We start from the raw sequence: 22,279 nt of genomic DNA on the forward strand, positions 1-22,279 counted from the left end.
GGCCCAGGCTGCCGCCGGTGCCGCTGTGCCCACCATCTCGCGCGGGCGCGTGACCTTTGTGGATGCCGCTCTGCCGCAGGGCGTGGTGGTGCCCGATGCCAATCTAGCCGTGTTCTCGATCGCCGACCTCAACGCCCGCATGGATGCCAACCGTGCCCGCAGCCGCCGCAAGGTCGACATTACGCAGATCACCTTCCCCTTTAAGCCGGGCGACTACGTGGTGCACGCAACGCATGGCATCGCGCTCTTTAGCGAGATTGCGCGCCAGGAAGTGGGCGGCAAGGAGCGCGACTACTTTTTGCTGGAATATGCCGATGGCGACAAGCTCTACGTGCCGCTCGAGCAGGTCGACCGCATCACGCGCTATGTTGGCCCCGACGGCGACAAGCCGCGCCTGACTAGGCTCAATACCGCCGACTGGACGCGTGCCACCAACAAGGCGCGCAAGAACGCCAAAAAGCTGGCGTTTGATCTGGTCGACCTGTATACGCGCCGCTCGTCGATTACCGGTATCGCCTGTCCGCCCGATACGCCCGAGCAGATCGAGATGGAGGAGAGCTTCCCCTACGACGAGACGCGCGACCAGCTGGAGGCTATCGCCGACATTAAGGCCGACATGGAGGCGCCCAAGCCCATGGACCGCCTGCTGTGCGGCGACGTGGGCTTTGGCAAGACCGAGGTCGCCCTGCGCGCGGCGTTTAAGTGTGTGGACTCCGGCCGTCAGGTCATGGTGCTCTGCCCCACGACCATTCTGGCCCAGCAGCACTACGAGACCTTCTTTGAGCGCTTTGCCCCGTTTGGCCTTGAGGTCGAGGTGCTCAGCCGCTTCCGCACGCCGGCGCAGCAAAAGCGCGCGCTCAAGGCGTTTGCCGAGGGCACGATCGACGTGCTCATCGGCACGCACCGCTTGCTTTCGGCCGATGTGAACCCCAAGAACCTGGGCCTGGTGATCATCGACGAGGAACAGCGCTTTGGCGTGCAGCACAAGGAGCAGCTCAAGAACCTGCGCGAGCAGATTGACGTGCTCACGCTTTCGGCAACGCCTATTCCGCGAACCATGCAGATGGCCACGAGCGGCGTGCGCGACATGAGCCTGATCACGACACCGCCGACTGGGCGTCGTCCCGTGATCGTGCACGTGGGGGAGTACGACCCCGACGTGGTGAGTGCAGCGATTCGCCTGGAGGTGAGTCGCGGCGGACAGGTGTACTACGTGTCCAATCGCGTCAAGACCATTGACGACGCCGTGGCGCGCGTGCACGAGGCCGCGCCCGAGGCGCGCGTGGGCGTGGCGCACGGCAAGATGAGCCCGCGCGAGGTCGAGGACGTGATGATCGAGTTCGCGACCAAAAAGATCGACGTGCTCATTGCCACGACCATCGTGGAGAGCGGTATCGACAACGCGTGCGCCAACACGCTTATCATCGAGGATTCGCAGCGCCTGGGCCTGGCACAGCTCTACCAGCTCAAGGGCCGTGTGGGCCGCTCGGCTACGCAGGCCTACGCATACTTTATGTTCCCGGGCGAGCTGCCGCTTACCGAGGAGGCAACGGCGCGCCTGACCGCACTGTCCGAGTTCCAGGACCTGGGCAGCGGCATGCGCATCGCCATGCGCGACCTGGAGATTCGTGGCGCCGGCTCGCTTATGGGCGCCGAGCAGCACGGCAACCTGTCGAGCGTGGGCTTTGACCTGTTTACGCAGATGCTGGGCCAGGCCGTGGCCGAGGCGCGCGGCGACGACGATGCCGGCGTGGAGGCGGCGAACGTGGGCATTAACCTGCCGGCCGACTACTTCTTGTCCGAGGAGTACCTGCCGGCGGTGGATCAGCGCGTGCTCGTGTACCGTAAGCTCGCGGCGGCCGAGGACCTGGAGAGCATCGACGAGGTGCAGGAAGAGACTGAGGCCGCGCATGGCGAGCTGCCGTTGGCGGGACTCAACCTGTTCAACCGCGCGCGCATTCGTATTCGCGGCGAGCGCCTGGGGCTCGAGAGTGTCACGCTCAGCGGCGGGCGCATTACCTTCCTGGGCGTCGACGTGCCCAAGAAGGTGGCCTTTGAGTTCAAGACTCGCTATGGCGCGGTGAACTTCCCCAAGAGCCGCAAGCTATCGGTGCCCTACAAGGCGGGCGCCGGCGCAGGCAGCGGCCTGGGCCGCGGTCTCGACGCCAACGACGGCACCGGCCCGGTGGCCGCGGCACTCATGCTGCTGCAACAGCTGGGCGCTAGTGATGATGACTAACGGGTCGACGCTGCAAACGCCCCATTTGGGCAATCTGACCCCATCGAAAGGAAAGCATGTTCGGGTATATCTATAAGAAAGATGCTGCTGCTATCGCGGTCATCCTGGCCTTTTGTCTGCTCGTCGGGTCTTTTTTCGATTATCAGATCTCGAGCACGCTGTTCAATATCGGCAGCATCTACGGTCGCTTTATCGAGGCCGCCGGAGAGCTGCCGTTTGAGCTGACGGCGAGCGTCGCGGGCGTTATGCTCGTACGCGCGGTGCGTCCCGACTCCAGGGAGAGCAAATGGCTCGCCGTGCTCGGCATCCTCGTCAACGTTGGCCTGGCCGGCTACGAGATCGTCTCGTCCCTGAAGGTTGGCGGTAAACTCATTGCCGTTCAGCTGGGGCTGACATTTGTGCTGGTCATCGCCGCCAACCTTATCGTCTATCGCCTCACGCGCACGACCGAGCCCGACGAGCTCACGCGCTGGGCGTTGATGGTGCTTGCCGTGTGGGTCGCCCAGGCCATCATCCTCAACGTGATCGTCAAGCCGCTGTGGTCGCGCCCGCGCATGCGCGTGATCGCGGTGACGCAGGGACTCGATTTTCAGCCGTGGTGGGTGATCGGTAACCCCGACAAGTGGGCCTATATCGCCGCCGGCGTGATCAAGGACGGCTTTAAGTCGTTTGCGAGCGGACACACGGCACACGCGGCGATTGGCCTTATGCTCGCCGGGCTTCCCGCGGCGACCTTTAAGGAAAAGCCGTCGCGCCGCCGCGTGGTCTTTTGGATCGCCGCTGTGGTTGCGGCGCTCGTCGCCTTTGGTCGCATCGTGATCGGCGCGCACTTTTTGAGTGACGTGAGCTGCGGCTTTGCCCTGGTGCTGGCGCTCGAGTGCCTTGCCGCGCGCATTGCTTATCCGGGCGGCGTACAATAGCCCCATCTGAATCATCGGGTTCGTGCCCGGCTAGAGAGGATTATCATGCTCGCGTTCAACAACGACTATTCCCACGGCGCACATCCGGCAGTACTGCAGGCGCTCGTCGACACCAATATGGAGCCGCAGCCCGGCTACGGTACCGATGCACACACCGAGCGTGCCAAGCAGCTTATCCGCAAGGCCTGCCAGGCACCAGATGCCGACGTATTTTTCCTGGTAGGCGGCACGCAGGCCAACGCGACGGTGATCGATATGCTGCTCGCGCCCTACGAGGGCGTTGTTGCCGCCGAGACCGGCCACGTTGCCTGCCACGAGGCTGGTGCCATCGAGTTTGGCGGCCACAAGGTGCTCACCATTTCCGGCTACGAGGGCAAGATGCATGCCGAGGATCTCGAAAACTATATCCAGGTGTTCTACGAAAACGAGAGCTACGAGCACACGGTATTCCCGGGCGCCGTGTATGTGAGCCTGTCGACCGAGTACGGCACGCTGTACTCCAAGGCCGAGCTCGCGGCGATTCATGCGGTGTGCCAGAAGCGCCAGATTCCGCTGTTTGTGGATGGCGCCCGCCTGGCCTATGCGCTGGCAGCCGATGAGTGCGACATTACCCTACCCGAGCTGGCGCAGCTGTGCGACGTGTTCTACATTGGCGGCACCAAGTGCGGCGCGCTTTGCGGCGAAGCCGTGGTGTTTTGCGGCATGCACGCTCCGGCACATCCCATTCCGCGCATTAAGCAGCACGGAGCGCTGCTTGCCAAGGGCCGCCTGACGGGCGTGCAGTTTGAGGCACTCTTTACCGATGGCCTGTATTTTGAGATTGGTCGCCAGGCAATCGAGACCGCGCAGGCGCTTCGTCGCGTGCTGCACGAGCGCGGCTACCAGTTCTTCTTGGAGACGCCGACCAACCAGCAGTTCGTGATTCTGCCCAACGAGGACATGGCCCGCATTCGCGAGCACGCCTCGATCGAGTACTGGGAAAAGTACGACGAGACCCACACCGTGGTACGTTTTTGCACCAGCTGGGCCACGACGCAGGAGGACATCGACGCGCTGGCGGCTGTCCTGTAGGTTGATGTAATGACGAGGGGCCGCCTTGCGCCTGGGTTTGGCGCGGGGCGGCCTTTGCTTTTGAGAGGGAAGGGTTGCATGGCCGAGATGTCCGAGCCGACGATTCGCCTCGCGACGCCCGAAGACGCGCCGGCGTTGCTTGCCATCTATGAGCCGTATGTGCGCCAGACGGCGATTACCTGCGAATACGAGGTGCCGAGCGTTGAGGAGTTCGCCGGGCGCATCGAGCGTACACTCAAGCGCTATCCGTATCTGGTGATGGAGCTGGACGGGCGTCCGGTGGGTTATGCCTACGTGAGCCCGCTCAACAGCCGCGAGGCATACGACTGGTCGGTCGAGACGTCAATCTACCTGGCGCGCGATGTGCGCCATGGTGGGCTGGGTCGCAAGCTGCACGATGCGCTCAAGCAATGCCTGGTCGCGATGGGCATCACCAACATGTGCGCGCTCATCGCCGTACCGCACGACAAAGACGACGAGTATCTGACGCACAACAGCCAGGACTTCCATGCCCATATGGGGTATCGCCTGGTGGGCGCCTTCGACCGTTGCGCCCAAAAGTTCGGCCGCTGGTACGACATGTGCTGGATGGAGCTGGTCCTAGCCGAGCGCGTCCCCAACCAACCCAAACCAACCTGGTTCCCCGACCTCCTCGCCTAAAACCACCACAATGGGGACAGGCACCTTTGTGGTGGTTTCTCTCGAAAATCGGCCGTTTTTGGCGCGTTAACCTTAAAAACCACCACAAAGGTGCCTGTCCCCATTGTGGTGGTTTTGGTGGTGGTTAGCCGATGGGCTCGGTGTATTTGGCGCGGTCGGTGCGCTGGATACGCTTGGAGATGTGCAGCGGGCGGCCGTCGGTGTCGTAGACGTAGTCGGTGATCAGAATCAGCGCCTGCCCGCGCTCCACATTGAGCAAAAACGCCTCGTTTTGCGAGGCGTAACACACCTCAAAGGTCTTGTGCCCCTGCGCCGGCGCGCGATGGAACTCCTGGCGCAGCGCGGTGTAGAGCGATCCGTTGATATCGCGATCGATGAGCGCCTCAAAACTTGGCGGCAGATAGGTGGTCTCCAAGCACAGCGGCGCATCGTCTAGATAGCGCAGACGGACGAGCTTGACGAGCTTGCTGCCCACGGCGGCATCGAAAAACTTGGCCACGTCGCCGGCAGCCTTGGCAAAGCCCGAGTCCACCGTGCGCGTGGTGGGCTTCATGCCCTGGCCCTGGATCTGCGCCGTGTAGCTCGAAAACACCAGGTTGTTCTCGTGGAGCGCCGGCGTGTCAGCCACAAAGGCGCCGCGCCCGCGCTCGGTGCGAACCAGGCCCTCGTCAACAAGCACCTTAAGGGCATGGCGCACAGTGCTGCGCGACAGCCCCGATTCGTCCATGAGCTCCATTTCGGACGGCAGCTTGTCACCGCAGGCGTAGATGCCGGCAGCGATGCGGTCGCGAAGCGTGGCCGCCAGACGCTCGTATTGGGTCAGTTTCTTTTTAGATGAAGCGCTCATGCGATCAACCTGTATCTAACCTGTATGCTTGCCTAATCAAGCATGTATCCAATTCAACAACAAAACCGCTGGTAACGAGTATTTATATACCGTATCAGCAAAATATCTAAGACAAATATAGCATACAACTAGTCGACATCGCTAAAACATGTATGTAACTTGTATGCCATCAAGAGCATCAAATGAGAAGAAAGGCTGATGCACGATGACTACTCAGGAACAGGTTAAGGATGTCGTCTCCCAGGTTTTGGCTGACAAGGCAGACAAGGGCGGCATCAAGCGCGTTGTGTGGATTGGCGCCGGCGGATCCAACGGCGGCAACTATCCTGCCCAGTACTTTATGGAGCACGAGGCTACGCAGGTCGTGAGCTCCAGCTACACCAGCAACGAGTTCGTGCACGCCACCCCGGCCTACGTCAACGAGAACACCCTGGCCGTCGTCGTTTCCATGCGCGGCACCAAGGAGACCATTGTCGCCGCTCAGGTCGCTAAGGACCACGGCGCCAGCACCATCGCCATCTATGTTGACGAGTCCGCCCTCACCGAGGTCTGTGACTACAAGATTCAGTACGACAGCTTGGCCGTCGACGAGTCCTGCATGGGCCGCACCAACTCCGCCGTTGTGACCATGATCGCTATGGAGCTTACGCAGCAGACCGAGGGCTATGCCGAGTACGAGACCGCTATGGCAGCCTTCGACCTGGTCGATCCTATCTATCGCAAGGCCGTTGAGTACACCCGTCCGCTCGCTGCCAAGTGGGCCGAGCAGAACGCTGACAAGCCCTGCATCAATGTCATGGCTCAGGGTCCGCTCTTTGGTGCCGCCTATGTCTTTAGCATCTGCAACGTGCAGGAGATGCTGCAGATCGACTCCTGCACCATCAACACCTGCGACTTCTTCCACGGCCCCTTCGAGATCCTGGACAAGCGCACCTCGCTGTTCCAGCTCATCAGCGTCGGCCGCAGCCGCTGCAATGACGAGCGCGGCATCCGCTTTGTCAACCAGTACGGTGGCGAGCGCGTCTATCAGCTCGATGCCAAGGAGCTCGGTCTCAACGACATCAAAGACAGCGTGAGCGAGTACTTCAACCACCTGATCTTTGCGCCGATCCTCAACAACGTGTACATGCGTGCACTCTCTGCCGTTACCCACAAGGACTACATGACGCGCCGCTACATGTGGAAGCTGGACTACTAGGAGTTACGCGGTTTTACCAAACCGCGTAACGGCTCGACGCTGCGCTGTCCGTCCTCTACCTGCGGCGGGTCACTCATTGGGGACGTACTTAAACGACTGCCCCAAGGTGAGAGTGGATAAGCTCCCGTTTTTGGCCTGTTTGGTGGCTCAAAGTGGGAGATTATTCACTCTCGTCATTTTGCGGCAGTTGGGTGACTAGTCATCGGGGACGTTTTTGTTTGACTAGTCGTTTAAGAACGTCCCCAATGACTACACTCCTTTTGTCTAGAGATTTCCCGTTTGCCGATTTGTGTCTTGATAAATGTATATAACGACTATAACGTAGCATGAAACATACTGGAAACAAAGCCAAGGAGGCTACGTTGAAGAGAAGCAATCTGGGCTATGTGCTGGTGCTGATCGCCGCGCTTATGTGGGGCAGCATCGGAATCTTTGTAAACGGCATCTCGGCCATGGGCGTTTCGTCCCAGAGCATGGCTGCCTTTCGCTTGTTGGTCGGAGCGCTTATCTTGGCGCCGGTCCTGATGTTTATGGGCTGCCGTCCGGGTGAGGGGTCTACCGTGGCTCAGGGTCCGCTGGCCCTGTTCAAGGCAAGCCCTAAAGAGCTTGTTCCCTGCGCGCTTGTCGGTATCGTCGGTTTGGCCGCCGCCAACACCTGCTATTACGAGTGCATGGGCGAGGTGGGCATGTCCACGGCCTCGGTGCTGCTCTACACCTCGCCGGTGTTTGGCGTCGTGCTCGGCCGCGTGCTTTATCGTGAGGACGTGACCCCTAACAAGCTTGTTGCCATCGCTTTTAACATAGGTGGCTGTGTACTTGCAGTGACCAATGGCGACCTTTCCGGTTTCCATTTTTCGGTTTGGGGCGTCACGTCGGGCGTGATTGCGGGCCTTTGTGGTGCGTCGCTCGCGGTGTTTAGCCGAATAGCAACCAAGACGGTCCACCCGCTGGCCGTTACGTTTTGGGGCTTTGTTTTTGGCGGTGCGGTTATGGCAGCTATCGCGGCTCCGTGGCCGGATGTCGCCGTGGCAATGTCGCCACAGCTGCTGCTGCTGTTCCTTGGCTTTGGACTCATCCCCACAGCCGTGGCTTACATCTTATATATGCAGGGTCTATCCATGGGGCTCGAGACGTCGAAAGTTCCCGTCGTAATGTCATTCGAGACAGTCGTCACCGTACTGCTGGGCATTGGTATCTACGCGGAGCCCGCCGGCACGATCAAAGTATTGGGCATTGTCTTGGTGCTCGTGTCCATCGTGATCATGAATACGGATTTTACCATGCTGCGCAACACTACCTTTGTCGGCCATGTTATTGAGAGCATGACCTTTAAGCCCAATGCGTGGTGGACGGAGAAATCGCAGGACATGGATCTCTTCAAGGAGCGCACGGGCATCGCGCTGGAACCCACCGTGCAGGAAAGCCCCTGGTATTTCGTGCGATAGAGGCAGTGTAAGCCCTTGGGGAACGTAACTGAGCGGGACTGTCCAACGAGCCACGGCGCTTTCGTTTCCAGTCAGTTAAACCCGCGAACGGTCGATATTTGGCCGTGAGTGGTTCTTATAATAATTATCAATATTCGCAACGTATAAGACGTTATAATGACCATAACGAAAAGGAGGAGGCAAGATGAATCAGATCATTCTCGCATCTCATGGCGGCCTGGCCGCAGGCGCCAAAGACACGCTCGAGATGGTTCTCGGCGACGTGTCGAACGTCCACGTCGTGTCGCTTGCTCGTGACGACAAGGAGCCCATCACCAATAAGGTGGACGCTCTGATCGCCACGTTCAACGCGGACGACACCGTCTATGTGCTGACCGATATGCTCGGCAGCTCGGTCAACAACAGCATGGTCGAGCTTTCCCGCAACGGTGCAGCATTCACGGTGATCAGCGGTTTCAACATTCCGCTGGCACTGACGCTCGCTATGAGCCCCGTCCCCGTCACGGGCGCCGAGCTCGCGGCCCTCATCAACGAGGCCCGCACCGGTCTGACCAACCCCAACGCGCCGATCGAGGCTGCCGTGGCCCCCACTAAGAAGGCCAAGGCGCCCCGTCACGGCTCCGGTCCCGCCAAGATCGTCCTCGCACGTCTTGACTACCGTCTGCTGCACGGCCAGGTCGTCTTTACCTGGACCACCAAGGTTCAGGCCGAGCGCATCATCGTCGTCGACAACGCTGCCGCCAACGATGACATCAAGAAGGGTGCTCTAAAGTTGGCCAAGCCCCAGGGCGTGCGCCTGAACGTCTTCACCGTCGAGCGTGCCCTCGCCAAGATGGACAAGCTCAACACCCTCGGCGAGCGCGTCATGTTCGTCTTTGGCAACACGGCCGAGATGCTGCAGTTCTGCCAGGGTTACAAACTCGACGCCATCAACCTGGGCGCCACCGCCAACCACGACGGTGCCGATCAGGTCGGCGGCAAGGACAGCTCCGTCTTCTTCGACGCCACCCAGAAGGCCGACGTCAACCAGCTGCTCGACATGGGCATCAAGCTCTACGTCCAGCAGACCCCCACGTATCAGAGCGTCGACATCGACGCCAAGCTGTAATCAACCAGGCTTTTGCCTGACTGAAAGGAGAAGGGTATGAATACGTTCATCAGTGCGGTGCTCGTCGGCCTCGTCGGCGTGTTCTGCATGTGGGACTCCCGCCTGCTCGGTCGTCTTAACTTCGAGCAGCCCCTCGTTGGCGCCACGCTCGTCGGTCTGCTGCTGGGCGATGTGCCCACCGGCCTTGCCGTCGGTGCCGCCGTCGAGCTCGTGTCCATGGGCCTGGTGCAGGTCGGCGCCGCCGTTCCGCCCGATATGGTCCTGGGCGGCATCGTGGCAGCTGCCTTCGCGTGCCTGACCGATGCTTCCGCCGAGACCGCCATGACGATCGCCATCCCGGTCGCCGTCCTAGGTCAGCTCCTCGGCATCGTGTTCCGTTCCATCATCGCCGCCCTCACCCATGTGGCCGATAGCGCGATCGATAACGGCAAGTTCAAGACCGCCTACCGCATGCACATCTGCGCCGGCTCCGGTCTGTACGCCATCATGTACTTCCTGCCGATCTTCCTGGCCGTCTTTGTCGGTACCGACCTGGTCCAGGCCATCGTCAACATGGTTCCCGAGTGGCTGTCCACTGGTCTGAACGTCTCGACCAAGATCATGACCGCCTACGGTCTGGCCCTGCTGCTCACCATGATGATCAAGAAGGGTATGACCCCGTTCCTGTTCATCGGCTTCCTGCTCGCCGCCTACCTCAACCTGTCCGTCATCGCGGTCGCTCTGATCGGTGTGTGCCTGGCTATCGTCTTCATGGGCTTCAAGTTCAATGGCTCCCATGCAGCCGCCGGTGTCGATTCCGACTACGATCCGCTCGAAGACGACGAAGACTAAGGAGGAACACACTATGGCAACCGCAACCAAGGACGTGTCCCTGAACAAGAAGGTCAGCCAGTTCTTCTGGCGCTCCTGGGCCATCCAGGCCTCTTGGAACTACGAGCGTCAGATGAACATGGGCTTCCTCTACGGCATGGTCCCCACGCTCGATCGCCTCTATCCGGACGAGTCCGACCCCAAGCAGCTCGCTGCTAAGAAAGAGGCTTACCACCGTCACATGGCGTTCTACAACTGCACCCCGCAGACGAGCGCTTTTGTCCTAGGCCTCGCCGCCTCCATGGAGGAGGAGTACGCCAAGGATCCCGAGAACTTCGATCCCGATTCGATTAACGCGGTCAAGACCTCCCTCATGGGCCCGCTTTCCGGCATCGGTGACTCCTTCTTCCAGGGCACCATCCGCGTTATCGCCTTTGGCCTGGGCGTTCAGCTGGCTCAGCAGGGCTCCATCATGGGCCCGATCCTGGCCATGCTCATCTCCATCGTGCCCTCCGTGCTGATCACTTGGTTCGCCGCCAAGATGGGCTACCAGGGTGGCCACGAGTACCTGGGCAAGCTCCAGGGCGGCGACCTCATGGAGAAGCTCATGTATGTCTGCGGCATCGTGGGTCTTATGTCCGTGGGCGGCATGATCGCTACGCTGATCGGCGCCACCACCCCGCTGCAGTTCGCTGAGGGTACCGTCGTTATCCAGGACATCCTGGACGGCATGATGCCCCAGATGATCTCCCTTGGCCTCACCGGCCTTATGTACTGGCTCATCAAGAAGAACGTCAACACCGGTTGGCTTCTCGTGATCGCCATCGTGGGCGGCATCGCCCTCTCCGCGGTCGGCATCCTGGCCTAGTCGCGACCCAGCGTCTAACCGCTTTCCCCCGGGGGCCTGCCTGGCATCCCATACCCCAGGCAGGCTTCCATCCCTAAATGTGTCAAAGGGACAGTCCCTTTGTCGCATCCTCAACGGGCCGGCGACTCGGTCCTAGCCACGGTAACCCTGCGAGCGTCCGGCAATGTGACGCCGCAAAAATTCGAAAGGAATGTGTCAGATGTACGAGATCGACCTTAACCTCCCTAAGCAGATCGTCGCTGACGTCCTGTCCAACCACGAGATCCACAGCGTCGCCTTCGTCGGCTGCGGTGCTTCTATGTCCGATCTTTACCCCGCCAAGTACTTCCTGGCCAACAACACGGACAAGCTGAACGTTCAGATCTTCACCGCTAACGAGTTCAACTACGACACGCCTTCCTGGGTCAACGAGCACACCTTCGTGATCACCTGCTCCCTCGGTGGCTCCACGCCCGAGACCGTCGAGGCCAACAAGACCGCTAAGAAGCACAACTGCCCGGTCGTCTCCCTCACCAACAAGGCTGGCTCCGCTCTGACCGTCGACGCCGACCACGTCATCGTTCACGGCTTCCACGCCAACTATGCTGCCAAGTGCGAGAAGCCCGGCTATGCCATCGCCCTTGCTCTCGAGATCCTTCAGCAGACCGAGGGCTATGACCACTACGAGGACATGATCACCGGCCTCACCAACGTCTTTGAGCTCTGCGAGAACGCCGCTCAGTCCGCCAAGGGCCTCGCCAAGCAGTTCGCCCAGGACTTCAAGGACGACGAGATGATCTACTTCATGGCCTCCGGTGCCTCCGAGAAGATGGCTTATTCTCATGCCGCCTTCCTGTTCACCGAGATGCAGTGGATTGACGCCGCCGCTTACAACACCGGCGAGTACTTCCACGGCCCGTTCGAGGTTTCCACCGAGGGTAAGCCCTACGTCTTCTTCATGTCCGACGGTGCTACCCGTCCGATGGACGCTCGCGCCCTCACCTTCCTGCAGCGCATGGGCGCCAAGGTCGCTCTGATCGACTCCAAGGACTACGGCCTGGCCGACGCCGTGCCGGCAAGCGTCGTCACCTACTTCAACCCGCTGCTGCACCTCGCCGTTATGCGCGAGTACGGCAACCAGATCGCCGAGGCCCGTCAGCACCCGCTGACCATGCGTCGCTACATGTGGAAGCTTTCCTACTAATCACAAGTAAGTTAACCTTACGGGTTGATTGAGAGGGGATGGGGTTTTGCCCCGTCCCCTTTTTGCTCTGGGGAGGGCGTGTGCGCACGCGCCGCAAAACCCCAGATAAAACCTACCAAAATAAACCTGTCCCTTTTTGGCAAGTGGGAGGAGATGCGTATGATCAAGGCAGTGCTGTTTGATATGGACGGCGTGCTGGTCGATACCGAGTGGTTCTACAATCGTCGCCGCGTGGCGTTTATGGAAGAGAAAGGGTTCCACTTTGACGAGATCCCCGATCTTTCGGGGTCTAACGAGCCCGCCATTTGGAAGTCGCTGGTGCCCGACGATGTTGAGCTGCGCGAGCGCCTGCGCGTGGAGTACAAGCAGGTCTACAGCCCGGTCCATCCCGTTCCGTATGCCGAGCTGCTCAACGAGCAGACGGAGCCGGTGATGCGTGAGCTGCACGAGCGCGGCGTGAAGTGTGCCATCGCGAGCTCGTCCTACCGTGAGCTCATCGACGAGCTGGTGGAGATTGCCGGTATCGCCGACGTGCTGGACTACACCATCAGCGGCCATGAGTGCAGTGCGTTTAAGCCCGACCCCGAGATCTATTTGCGCGCCATGGAGGCGTTGGGTGTTGAGCCGGCCGAGTGCCTGGTTATCGAGGACTCGCCTATGGGCATTGAGGCCGGCAAGCGCTCCGGCGCCCGCGTCCTGGCGCTGCGTCCGCACGAGGGCGTCAACCTGGACCAGTCCGCCGCCGACACCATCATCGACAACCTGGCCGACATTTTGGCCGCTTTGTAGCGTCGATCCACCACGAGTAGTACAGATTCGCACGTCTTTTGCGGTGGATTGGCTCATTTCGGCTTCGATTTGATCCGTTTGGCTTCGACTCGGACTAAGTGAGTAGACTTTTTGGCTCAGGCCAAGTGCAAAGCGCATCTGCCTTAGTAAAACCGCAGGTCACAGAGGTGGCAGTTTTTGGTGTGCTCGGCAGATCGTAAAAAGTCTACTCACTTAGAATTTGGCTCTTTGGTTGGCGAGCTGCTGGCTCGTTTTGGTTGTCGAGAGAGGGTGAATTGAAGCGCCCACTCGCGCTCCATGCTACAATCGCCGGCATGCCCCACAATTACATCTGCCTTCGAAAGGAACCTACGTGGCGAACGCCATCGATCAGCTCACGGACCGCGTGCTCGTGCTCGGCCGCCTCACCATCGTCCGCCGCGCCATTACTGCCGTGGCGGTCACGATTTCCGCCATTCTTCAGACATTTCTGATCCAGGCGTTCATTCAGCCCGCCGACCTGCTACCGAGCGGTCTCACCGGCGTCGCCGTCCTGCTCGATCGCGTTACCTCGCTTGGCGGCGTTCACATCGACATCTCGCTCGGCATGCTAGCGCTCAACATCCCCGTGGCGCTCCTATGCTGGAGCGGCATTAGCAAGCGCTTCGTAATCTTCTCGATGATGCAAGTTGTGCTCTCGTCGTTGTTCCTCAATATCTTTCACTTCGCCCCGTTTTTGGGCGACAAGATCATGCTCATCATTTTTGGCGGCGTGGTCTCGGGCCTGGGCGCTGCCATCGCGCTTAAGTCCGGCGCATCCACCGGCGGTACCGACTTTATCGCTCTGTGGGTCTCCAACCACACGGGCAAGACCATCTGGGGCGTCATCTTTGGTTTTAACTGCTTTATCCTGGCGATCTTTGGCTTTATGTTTGGCTGGGACAACGCGGCGTACTCCATTGTGTTTCAATTTATTTCGACCAAGACCATCGACAGCTTCTATCGCCGCTACGACCGCGTGACGCTGCAGATCACGACGCGCGAGGCAGATGAGGTCATGACCGCCTATGTCAATCACTTTCAGCACGGCATTAGCTGCGCCGAGGTCATTGGCGGATACAGCCGCGAAAAGATGTACCTGCTGCACACCGTTGTCTCGACCTACGAGAGCCAGGATATCGTCAAGCTGGTGTGCGACGTCGACCCCGGCGCCGTGATCAATGTGTTCCACACGCTTAACTTTGTGGGCGGCTGGTGGGGCGGTCATGTCGATGAGCCCATGCCTACGGCCGTACCCGATCCCGACAAGCCCGCGCGCATGGCTAGCAGGCAGGCCCGTCTGCACGATCAGGAAAGCTTGCAGCAGGACGACGGCAAGTAAAGATTTGCTGTATGCGGTGTATCGTTTTATCAAGCTGAGGTAACATATAAAAAGACGTTATATACGTATTAGTTATTTCGATATTTTGATAAGAGTGATCAGATATGCCAGCGCCCAAAAATGCACCGCTTTACCAGCAGATTTACGACGAGATCAAGGAAGCGATCGAGAAAGGTGTTTATGCACCTAAGGAGCGCATCCCGTCCGAGCTTGAGCTTGCCGAGCAGTACGAGGTGAGCCGCATTACGGTGCGCCGCGCCGTCGAGGAGCTGTGCTCCGATGGCTACCTGGTTAAGCAACAGGGTCGCGGCACCTTTGTTTCCACGCCGCACATCAACCGCCAGTTCCATGCCTCGACGCTGCAGACGTTTTCCGCGCTATGTGCCGACAACGGCATGAAGGCCGGCGCGCACGTGGTTGATCGCCAGATTGTGCCGGCGCGTCAAAACGAGATGGAGTTCTTTGGCCTGCAGAAGGACGCGCTGCTGCTGCATATCAAGCGCGTGCGTACGGCCGATGGCGAGCCCATATTTGAGGAGAATATCTTTGTGCCGTTTGACGCCTACCGTGAGCTGTTGACGGCCGATCTTGAGGACAAGTCGATTTTTGCCGAGGTCGAGCGTGTTGGTGGAACGCCGATTGTCTCGGTTGGCTACCGCACGGTCGAGGCCGTTCGAGCTAACGTCGAGCAGGCGGCCGAGCTGGGCATTGCTCCGCACGATCCGCTGCTCAACCTGCGTGCCGGCTTTACCGGTCCCAACGGCGAGCCGGTCCTGATGGGTAAGCAGTACTACGTGGGATCGCGCTACGTTATGGTGATGTAGTTCGGGATAGAAAACGAGAGTGGATAATCTCCCGTTTTAGGTCCGGTGGCGGCCTTAAAGTGGGAGATTATCCACTCTCGTTCGTCGGGTGTCCAAAAATCCACTCTCGTCCTTTCGGAACGCGTTGCTCGTGGCTAGCGGCAGCTCGGCGCTGGTCCGCGTGGCGGCGTATAATCGGCGGCAGAGGATTCTGACGTTAGGAAACCATGACCGATAGCATGCAGCAGATGGCGCTCGACACGCTCGGCGCCTATTTTGGCTACACCTCGTTTCGCCCGGGGCAGGACCGCATGGTCGATGCGATCCTTGGCGGCCGCGACGCGCTGGGCGTTATGCCCACGGGCGCCGGCAAGTCCATTTGCTACCAGGTGCCCGCGCTCATGCTGCCTGGCATCACCTTTGTGGTGAGCCCGCTGCTGTCGCTTATGGAGGACCAGACCCGCGCGCTGCTCGCGGCGGGTGCGCGCCCCAGCTATCTCAACTCCAGCCTTACCCCGGCCCAGCAAAACACCGTGCTCAAGCGGGCGCGCGAGGGTCGCTACCAGCTTATGTACGTAGCACCCGAGCGCCTGCTCGAGCCACGGTTTTTGGCCTTTGCGCAGGAGGCCGCGGCGGACGGCGGCATCGGCGTGCCGCTCGTGGCCATTGACGAGGCCCACTGCGTGAGTCAATGGGGCCAGGATTTCCGCCCCGCCTACCTGCAGATTCGCGAGTTCATCGATTCCCTGCCGCAGCGCCCCATCGTGGCGGCCTTTACCGCTACGGCGACCGAGCGCGTGCGCGCGGACATTCAGCAGATGCTCGGCCTGCAAAACCCCGCGTGCGCGGTGACGGGCTTCGATCGCAAGAACCTCTACTTTGGCTGCGAGGAGATGGGCGACAAAGCCAAGGCCGTGTGGGTGCGCGACTATGTGATCGCGCATTCGAGCGAGAGCGGTATCGTGTATTGCTCGACCCGCAAGACCGTCGATGCGCTCGCCGGCGAGCTTGCCGAGGCGCTGGGCCCCAGCGGCATTCGCGTTGGTCGCTACCATGCCGGCATGGGCAACGACGCCCGTCGCCAAAGCCAGCGCGCCTTTATCGACGACGATATTCAGGTGATGGTCGCCACCAACGCCTTTGGCATGGGCATTGACAAGCCCAACGTGCGCTACGTCATCCATAACAACGTGCCCGAGAGCATCGAGGCCTACTATCAGGAGGCGGGTCGTGCCGGCCGCGATGGCGATCCGGCCAGCTGCTACTTGCTGTGGAACGGCAACGATTTTCGCATGCGCCGCTTTTTGATCGACCGCGGCGATGCGGCCGACGAGGCGCTCGACGATGAGCAGCGCGCGTGGGCGCTCCAGAATCGATATCGCCTGCTCAGTCAGATGGAAGGCTACTGCAATACCACCGGCTGCCTGCGCGAATACATGCTGCGTTACTTTGGCGACGAGGCTGCGGCCGAGCATGCGGCCGTAGGCGGCACCGCCTCGGATGACGCCGAGGGCTGCGGCAACTGCAGCAACTGCCTTACGCAGTTCGAGGTCGAGGACGTCACCGATATGGCCCGCGCCACCGTGCGCTATGTGGCCACGCGGCCCATGCGCTTTGGCAAGTCGCTCATCGCCGATGTGCTTCACGGCGGCAACACCGAGCGCGTGCGCCAGATGCATCTGGACGAGGATCGCGGTTATGGCGAGCTGTCGAGCGAATCGGTCGGGCGCATCAAGGACATCATCGGCCAGTTGTGCGGCCGCGGTTATTTGGCCGCCTCGCAGGGGCAGTACCCGGTTGTGGGGCTGGGTCCGCGTGCCGGCGAGGTCGAAGAGGAGGCGTTTGCCTTTACCGTTAAGCGCCGTGCGTCCAAGCGCAAGGCCTCGGCCCGCGCTCGACGTGCGGTGGATCTGCTGCGCGAGGAGGCCGAGCTGGATCAGCGCCCGCGCGTGGGCGACGATGCCGAGCTATTCGAGCGCCTGCGTGCCCTGCGCAAGGAAATCTCGACCGAGCTGGAGATGGCGCCGTACATGGTCTTTTCCGACAAGGCCCTGCGCGGTCTGTGTCGCCTGCGTCCGCAGACGCGCGACGAGCTTATCCAGGTCAACGGCATCGGCGAGAAAAAGGCAGACGCCTTTGGCGAGCAGTTTATGGCGGCGATTGAAGAGTTTGAGTCCGAGCATGCGCGAGATGGAGCGTAACGATGGCAACTGACGATAAAACCGAGCGTCCCGACGTGTCCGCCGTGCCGCTGTACCAGCAGGTCATGGACGACCTAAAGGGCGAGATCGCGCGCGGCGTGTACGCGCCCGGCTCGCGCATTCCTTCCGAGATGGAGCTTGCGAAGTCCTACGGCGTGGGACGCATTACCGTGCGCCGCGCCATTGAGGAGCTGTCGCGTGCGGGGTATCTCAACCGCCAACAGGGGAGGGGCACCTTTGTGTGCGCCCCCAAGCTCAAACGCAAGATTCGCCAGAAAGGCGATGTCCAGAGCTTTACCGAGGGCTGCGCCGCCAACGACATGGTGGCCGGAGCACGCTTGGTGTCGCGCACGGTGGTCGCGGCGACGCGCGAGGACGCGGCTTTTTTTGGCGTGGAGCCCGGCTGCGAGCTTATCGTGGTCGAGCGCGTGCGCACGGCAGATGGCGTGCCCGTCATGCTCGAGAACAACGCCTTTGTGCTGGCCGATCATCCCTACCTGCAGACGTTGGCCGATAAGGACCTCGCCGATAACTCGATCTTTGCGTTCGTTGCCGAGCATTCGGGCCGCGCACCGCTCAAGTCCGACCCCTGCACCGTGGAGATTGCGCTTGCCGATGCTCAGGCGGCCCCGCTGCTGGAGGTGCCGGTCGGCGAGCCGCTCTTCTATATGGAGGCGTACTTTACCGATGCGGACGGGCGGCCCCTGCTGCTCGGGCGCCAAAAGATCGTGGGCTCGCGCTACTTGTTTGACATCTAACGCCCATAGACAGAACAATATAGAACAAATTTGCTGAAACGACTTCACCTGTGACAGTTCGCATATTATAAATAGGACAACATAGAACGATCGCAGGTACGAGCTGTCGTCGTTCAAAGCCGCCACACAAGGAGGAGCGTCACGGTGAACGCACACGATCTGATTCAGGAAATTATCGAGCGCAAGGGTAAGATCGAGAACGTCTTTTGGATCGCCTGTGGCGGTTCGATGATCGACCTGATGCCGGCCAACGAGCTGCTCAAGCGCGAGGCCACCACGTTTGCCTCGACGGTCTACACCGCGCGCGAGTTTTGCTTGATGGCCCCCAAGAGCCTGGGGCCGAAGTCGCTCGTCGTCGCCTGCAGCCACAGCGGCAACACGCAGGAGGTCGTCGACGGTTGCGAGATGGCGCTGGCTGCCGGTGCCGAGGTCGTGGCTATGACCGACTATGCGGGCTCCAAGATCGACAACGGCAAGTGGACCACCTGGGTCTATCCGTGGGGCAAGGGCGAGTCGCAGGCCGAGGTCCCGCAGGGCATCGGCGTTCTGATGGCTGCCGAGCTGCTCGATCAGCAGGAAGGCTACGAGGCGCTCGCCGACATGTATGCCGGCCTTAAGCAGATGGACGCGCTGCTGCCCGCCGCCCGCGAGAAGGTCAACGCGGAGCTGGGCGACCGCTTTGCCGAGCTCTGCCAGCAGCACAAGTTCTTCTACATCCTGGGCTCCGGCCCCAACTTTAGCCAGACCTACGCTATGGCCATCTGCTCGCTCATGGAGATGCAGTGGCAGCACTGCTGCTACATCCACTCCGGCGAGTACTTCCACGGCCCCTTCGAGGCCACCGAGCCCGGCGTGTTCTACTTTGTGCAGCTCGGATCGGGCGAGTGCCGTCCCATGGAGGAGCGCGCGCTCGCATTCCTCAACACGCATACCGAAACGGTCATAGTGCTCGATGCGCTCGAGTACGGCGTGGACGAGGTGCCGGCCAGCGTGCGTTCGTTCCTGGAGCCGATCTTCTTCTACGCGATGAGCTGCGAGCTGCGCGCCGCCCGCGGCAAGGTGTTCGACCACAGCCCCGAGGTTCGTCGCTATATGGGTGTCGAGCAGTACTAGGTGCCGGGAAAAGTATTCACCTTCGATTCGCAAGCGAACAGCGTGCGTAAAAAGCGGGCCGCGTCGGTGGGTTTCCGGCGCGGCCCGCTCTGCATTGCGTCCATGCGTGGGGGGTATCGCGTCAACCGACGACCTACTTGGCGTCGTAGGCCTCGGCATCCCACCAGTCGAGCTGGGCAATGTTGTCACGGATGTGCTGGCAGCTCTTGTGGAAGCCTTCGAGCTCGTGCTCGGAAAGGTCGAGCGTGTAGACCTCCTCGACGCCCTCGGCACCGATCACGCACGGCAGGGAGGTAAAGATGCCTTCCTCGCCATACTGGCCGGTCATAAGCGTAGAGGCCGAAAGCACGGCGTGCTCGTTGTGCAGAACGGCGGCGCAGACGCGCGCGGCGGAGTTGGCGACGGCGTACTCGGTGCACTGCTTGCCGGCGTAGGTCACATAGCCGCCCTTGCGCGCGAGCTCCTCGACCTCCATGTGGTCGAAGGCGTACTTGTCGGGGTTCTCGGCCTGAAGCTCGTTGAGGCTCTTGCCGGCGATGGTCGCGGCTTTAAAGGCGGCAAGCTGGCTAAAGCCGTGCTCGCCGATCATGTAGGCGTCGATGGACTTGGGGCTCACGCCGATCTTCTTGGAGATCTCGGTGCGCAGGCGGGCGGAGTCCAGACCGCAGCCCGAGCCGATGATCTTCTTGGGATCGTAGCCGGTCAGGTGCCACAGCTCGGTGCACACGACGTCGCAGGGGTTGGAGATGGAGACGAAGATGCCGTCAAAGCCGGCGTCGACGATGCGCTTGGCAAAGGTGCGCGCGGCGTCGGTGGTAAAGAACAGCTCGCCGTCGCGGCTGCCAGCGGCCAGCGCGACCTTGCCGGCGGCATTGACGATGACGTCGCAGCAGGCCAGCTCCTCGTAGTGGTCGTAGCAGTTGACGATCTTGGTGTTGTACGGGACAAACGAAAGGGAGTCGCGCAGGTCCTGGACCTCGGACGTCACCTTGGCCTCGTTGATATCGCACAGGTACAGCTCGTCGGCAATGCCCTGCATAAGCAGGCTGTTGGCGACATGTGCTCCTACGTGGCCCTGGCCGACCACACCGATCTTACGCGTCTGGTACATATACGTATCCTTCCGGCCGAGTTTTTCGCGTCGAACCATTGTAGCGTCCTGTTGCCACTTTGCTAGACTAAAGTGCAGTAGATTTTTGGGACATGCCTTAATTTCTACTTTTGCAGCGTTGGAGGGTAGATTTTTGGGACCTACCCGAAAATCAACCGCTGGGCGATGTGCTCGCGCGGATGGGGTCGCTCGTTGTACCATAGCTGCAACTGACTCGTTAGGAGCTTCCATGCCCATTCGCATTCCCGACGCCCTCCCTGCCGCCGCGCAGCTCGAGAGTGAGAACATCTTTGTCATGACCGAGTACCGCGCGCTGCACCAGGACATCCGTCCGCTGCGCGTGCTCATCCTCAACCTCATGCCCACCAAAATCGCCACCGAGACGCAGATCATGCGCAAGCTCTCCAACACGCCGCTGCAGGTGGAGGTGGACCTGCTGCGCACCAAGACGCACGAGGCCACGCACGTGAGCGCCGGCCACCTGGAGACGTTCTACCGCACGTTCGACGACATCCGCGATATCCACTACGACGGCCTGATCATCACGGGCGCGCCGGTGGAGCAGATGCCGTTCGAGGAGGTCGACTACTGGCCCGAACTCTGTCAGATTATGGATTGGTCCACCACGCACGTGCACTCTACGCTGCACATTTGCTGGGGCGCGCAGGCGGGGCTCTACCATCATTACGGTATTCAGAAGTGCGACCTGCCGGCAAAGGCGAGCGGCGTCTTTGAGCATTATCTGGTGAAGCCGCAGAGTCCGCTGGTCCGCGGCTTTGACGACCGTTTCTATGCCGTGCATTCGCGCAATACCGATGTGCGCCGCGAGGACGTGGAAGCCGAGCCGCAGCTCGAGGTCGTTGCCGTGTCCGACGAGGTGGGCCTGTACATCGTCAAGTCGACTGACAGCCGCCGCTTCTTTGTCTTTGGTCACCCCGAGTACGATACCGACACGCTGCGTCTGGAGTACGAGCGCGACGTGAAGCGCGGACTCAACCCTCAAGTGCCGGCGCATTACTTCCCGAACGACGACCCCACGACCGAGCCGCGCAACGTCTGGCGCAGCCAGGCTCAGCTGCTCTATACCAACTGGCTCAACTACTACGTCTACCAGACTACGCCCTACGACCTAGCCCGCGCCGGCGAGGAGCACTAGACTGCGATGGTACTGCTGTAGCCGTGGCTGATGTGGCGGCGATTAGGCGCTGATGATGTCGGGCAGCGGCAGGTCGTGGGCATCGGTGGGGACGTGGTTGATGCGTTGTTCGTCAAAGGCGATGCCGATGATTTGGCATGCGGGTGAGAGCATGGGCAGGTAGCGGTCGTAGCAACCGCCGCCGTAGCCCAGACGCGCGCCGGTTTGATCGAAGGCCACGAGCGGCACAACAATCATGTCGAGTGCTTCGGCAGGCACGATGGGGAAGCGGCCGCTGTCGATGTCCGTGGCCGCGAAGGCCCGCGCGGGGTGGGCGATAAACGGAGCCGCGAACGCATCGTCGGCGGCAACTGCTCGCATACACATGCGCTGGCCACAAGCTGCGGCATCAATTGCCGAGAGCATGCACGGATAGGCCACGCGCCAGCCGCGCGCGGCGACCGCAGCGGCAAACGCGGCAGGGTTGACCTCGGAACCCATCGCGGCATAGATGGCAACGGTGTGCGGCACCGCGGCATCCGAGCGATCCAACAGCTCAACCAGCCGCGTACAGATAACGGCGGACTTTGCCGCACGCACATCCAAATCAAGAGCATCGCGCCGGGAAATCACCGCCCGTCGCAACTCAGCCTTATCCAT

The 22,279-nt window shown here is 60.9% G+C and carries 20 protein-coding genes; 17 read left to right on the plus strand and 3 right to left on the minus strand.

Annotated features, from left to right (window positions below):
* The 4 genes from mfd to DXB98_RS03125 form a co-directional block, all read left to right on the plus strand.
* On the plus strand, positions 1–2,239 hold a 2,239-nt coding region (mfd, locus tag DXB98_RS10260), incomplete at its 5' end, for a transcription-repair coupling factor (protein WP_199407104.1).
* Positions 2,240–2,295: 56 nt separating this feature from the next.
* Positions 2,296–3,159: a phosphatase PAP2 family protein gene (locus DXB98_RS03115; protein ID WP_117743115.1), complete on the plus strand. Its 864-nt coding sequence runs from the start codon at positions 2,296–2,298 to the stop codon at positions 3,157–3,159.
* Positions 3,160–3,204: 45 nt separating this feature from the next.
* The gene (locus DXB98_RS03120) at positions 3,205–4,230 is read left to right on the plus strand and encodes a low specificity L-threonine aldolase (protein ID WP_117743116.1); all 1,026 of its coding nucleotides are present in this window, start codon (positions 3,205–3,207) and stop codon (positions 4,228–4,230) included.
* Between the two features lie 78 nt (positions 4,231–4,308).
* On the plus strand, positions 4,309–4,890 hold the full coding sequence (locus DXB98_RS03125; protein WP_117735434.1) for a GNAT family N-acetyltransferase: 582 nt from the start codon (positions 4,309–4,311) through the stop codon (positions 4,888–4,890).
* A 124-nt stretch (positions 4,891–5,014) separates the two neighbouring features.
* On the opposite strand, the gene DXB98_RS03130 is transcribed toward DXB98_RS03125, so the two are convergent.
* Positions 5,015–5,737, minus strand: a complete 723-nt coding sequence (locus DXB98_RS03130) for a GntR family transcriptional regulator (RefSeq protein WP_117743117.1) — start codon at positions 5,735–5,737, stop codon at positions 5,015–5,017.
* A 205-nt stretch (positions 5,738–5,942) separates the two neighbouring features.
* Here DXB98_RS03130 and DXB98_RS03135 point away from each other — a divergent pair, with 205 nt between their 5' ends.
* From DXB98_RS03135 to DXB98_RS03190, 12 genes are all read left to right on the plus strand, one after another.
* Entirely contained in the window at positions 5,943–6,935 is a 993-nt protein-coding gene (locus tag DXB98_RS03135) for an SIS domain-containing protein (protein ID WP_117648180.1), read from the plus strand.
* Positions 6,936–7,297: 362 nt separating this feature from the next.
* Positions 7,298–8,380, plus strand: coding sequence for a DMT family transporter (locus DXB98_RS03140; RefSeq protein WP_158553133.1), 1,083 nt, complete (start codon positions 7,298–7,300; stop codon positions 8,378–8,380).
* A gap of 184 nt (positions 8,381–8,564) precedes the next feature.
* Entirely contained in the window at positions 8,565–9,488 is a 924-nt protein-coding gene (locus DXB98_RS03145; protein ID WP_117743119.1) for a PTS mannose/fructose/sorbose transporter subunit IIAB, read from the plus strand.
* A gap of 36 nt (positions 9,489–9,524) precedes the next feature.
* The gene (locus DXB98_RS03150; RefSeq protein ID WP_117743120.1) at positions 9,525–10,319 is read left to right on the plus strand and encodes a PTS sugar transporter subunit IIC; all 795 of its coding nucleotides are present in this window, start codon (positions 9,525–9,527) and stop codon (positions 10,317–10,319) included.
* Positions 10,320–10,332: 13 nt separating this feature from the next.
* The gene (locus DXB98_RS03155; RefSeq protein ID WP_117743121.1) at positions 10,333–11,166 is read left to right on the plus strand and encodes a PTS system mannose/fructose/sorbose family transporter subunit IID; all 834 of its coding nucleotides are present in this window, start codon (positions 10,333–10,335) and stop codon (positions 11,164–11,166) included.
* 199 nt (positions 11,167–11,365) lie between these two features.
* The gene (locus DXB98_RS03160) at positions 11,366–12,349 is read left to right on the plus strand and encodes an SIS domain-containing protein (RefSeq protein WP_233502247.1); all 984 of its coding nucleotides are present in this window, start codon (positions 11,366–11,368) and stop codon (positions 12,347–12,349) included.
* A gap of 159 nt (positions 12,350–12,508) precedes the next feature.
* Complete coding sequence (locus tag DXB98_RS03165; protein ID WP_158553134.1) at positions 12,509–13,138, plus strand: HAD family phosphatase; 630 nt, start codon at positions 12,509–12,511, stop codon at positions 13,136–13,138.
* Positions 13,139–13,490: 352 nt separating this feature from the next.
* The gene (locus DXB98_RS03170) at positions 13,491–14,498 is read left to right on the plus strand and encodes a YitT family protein (RefSeq protein ID WP_117743123.1); all 1,008 of its coding nucleotides are present in this window, start codon (positions 13,491–13,493) and stop codon (positions 14,496–14,498) included.
* A 104-nt stretch (positions 14,499–14,602) separates the two neighbouring features.
* Positions 14,603–15,322, plus strand: coding sequence for a GntR family transcriptional regulator (locus DXB98_RS03175; protein ID WP_117735442.1), 720 nt, complete (start codon positions 14,603–14,605; stop codon positions 15,320–15,322).
* Between the two features lie 206 nt (positions 15,323–15,528).
* Positions 15,529–17,502, plus strand: coding sequence for an ATP-dependent DNA helicase RecQ (locus DXB98_RS03180; RefSeq protein ID WP_117743124.1), 1,974 nt, complete (start codon positions 15,529–15,531; stop codon positions 17,500–17,502).
* A 2-nt stretch (positions 17,503–17,504) separates the two neighbouring features.
* Positions 17,505–18,260 carry a GntR family transcriptional regulator gene (locus tag DXB98_RS03185; RefSeq protein ID WP_117743125.1) on the plus strand — a complete coding sequence of 252 codons (756 nt, stop codon included), beginning with the start codon at positions 17,505–17,507 and terminating at the stop codon, positions 18,258–18,260.
* A 144-nt stretch (positions 18,261–18,404) separates the two neighbouring features.
* Positions 18,405–19,373, plus strand: a complete 969-nt coding sequence (locus DXB98_RS03190) for an SIS domain-containing protein (protein WP_117743126.1) — start codon at positions 18,405–18,407, stop codon at positions 19,371–19,373.
* 133 nt (positions 19,374–19,506) lie between these two features.
* Here the strand turns inward: DXB98_RS03190 and DXB98_RS03195 are convergent, their stop codons facing one another.
* Positions 19,507–20,484 (minus strand): L-lactate dehydrogenase, encoded by a 978-nt coding sequence (locus DXB98_RS03195; RefSeq protein WP_117735446.1) that lies wholly within the window; start codon positions 20,482–20,484, stop codon positions 19,507–19,509.
* A gap of 229 nt (positions 20,485–20,713) precedes the next feature.
* Between DXB98_RS03195 and metA the strand changes: the two genes are divergently transcribed.
* The gene (gene metA / locus DXB98_RS03200; protein WP_117743127.1) at positions 20,714–21,640 is read left to right on the plus strand and encodes a homoserine O-succinyltransferase; all 927 of its coding nucleotides are present in this window, start codon (positions 20,714–20,716) and stop codon (positions 21,638–21,640) included.
* A gap of 42 nt (positions 21,641–21,682) precedes the next feature.
* On the opposite strand, the gene DXB98_RS03205 is transcribed toward metA, so the two are convergent.
* Positions 21,683–22,279 (minus strand): 5-formyltetrahydrofolate cyclo-ligase, encoded by a 597-nt coding sequence (locus DXB98_RS03205; RefSeq protein WP_117743128.1) that lies wholly within the window; start codon positions 22,277–22,279, stop codon positions 21,683–21,685.

The sequence above is a fragment of the Collinsella sp. OM07-12 genome, from assembly GCF_003438275.1.
Lineage (GTDB): Bacteria > Actinomycetota > Coriobacteriia > Coriobacteriales > Coriobacteriaceae > Collinsella.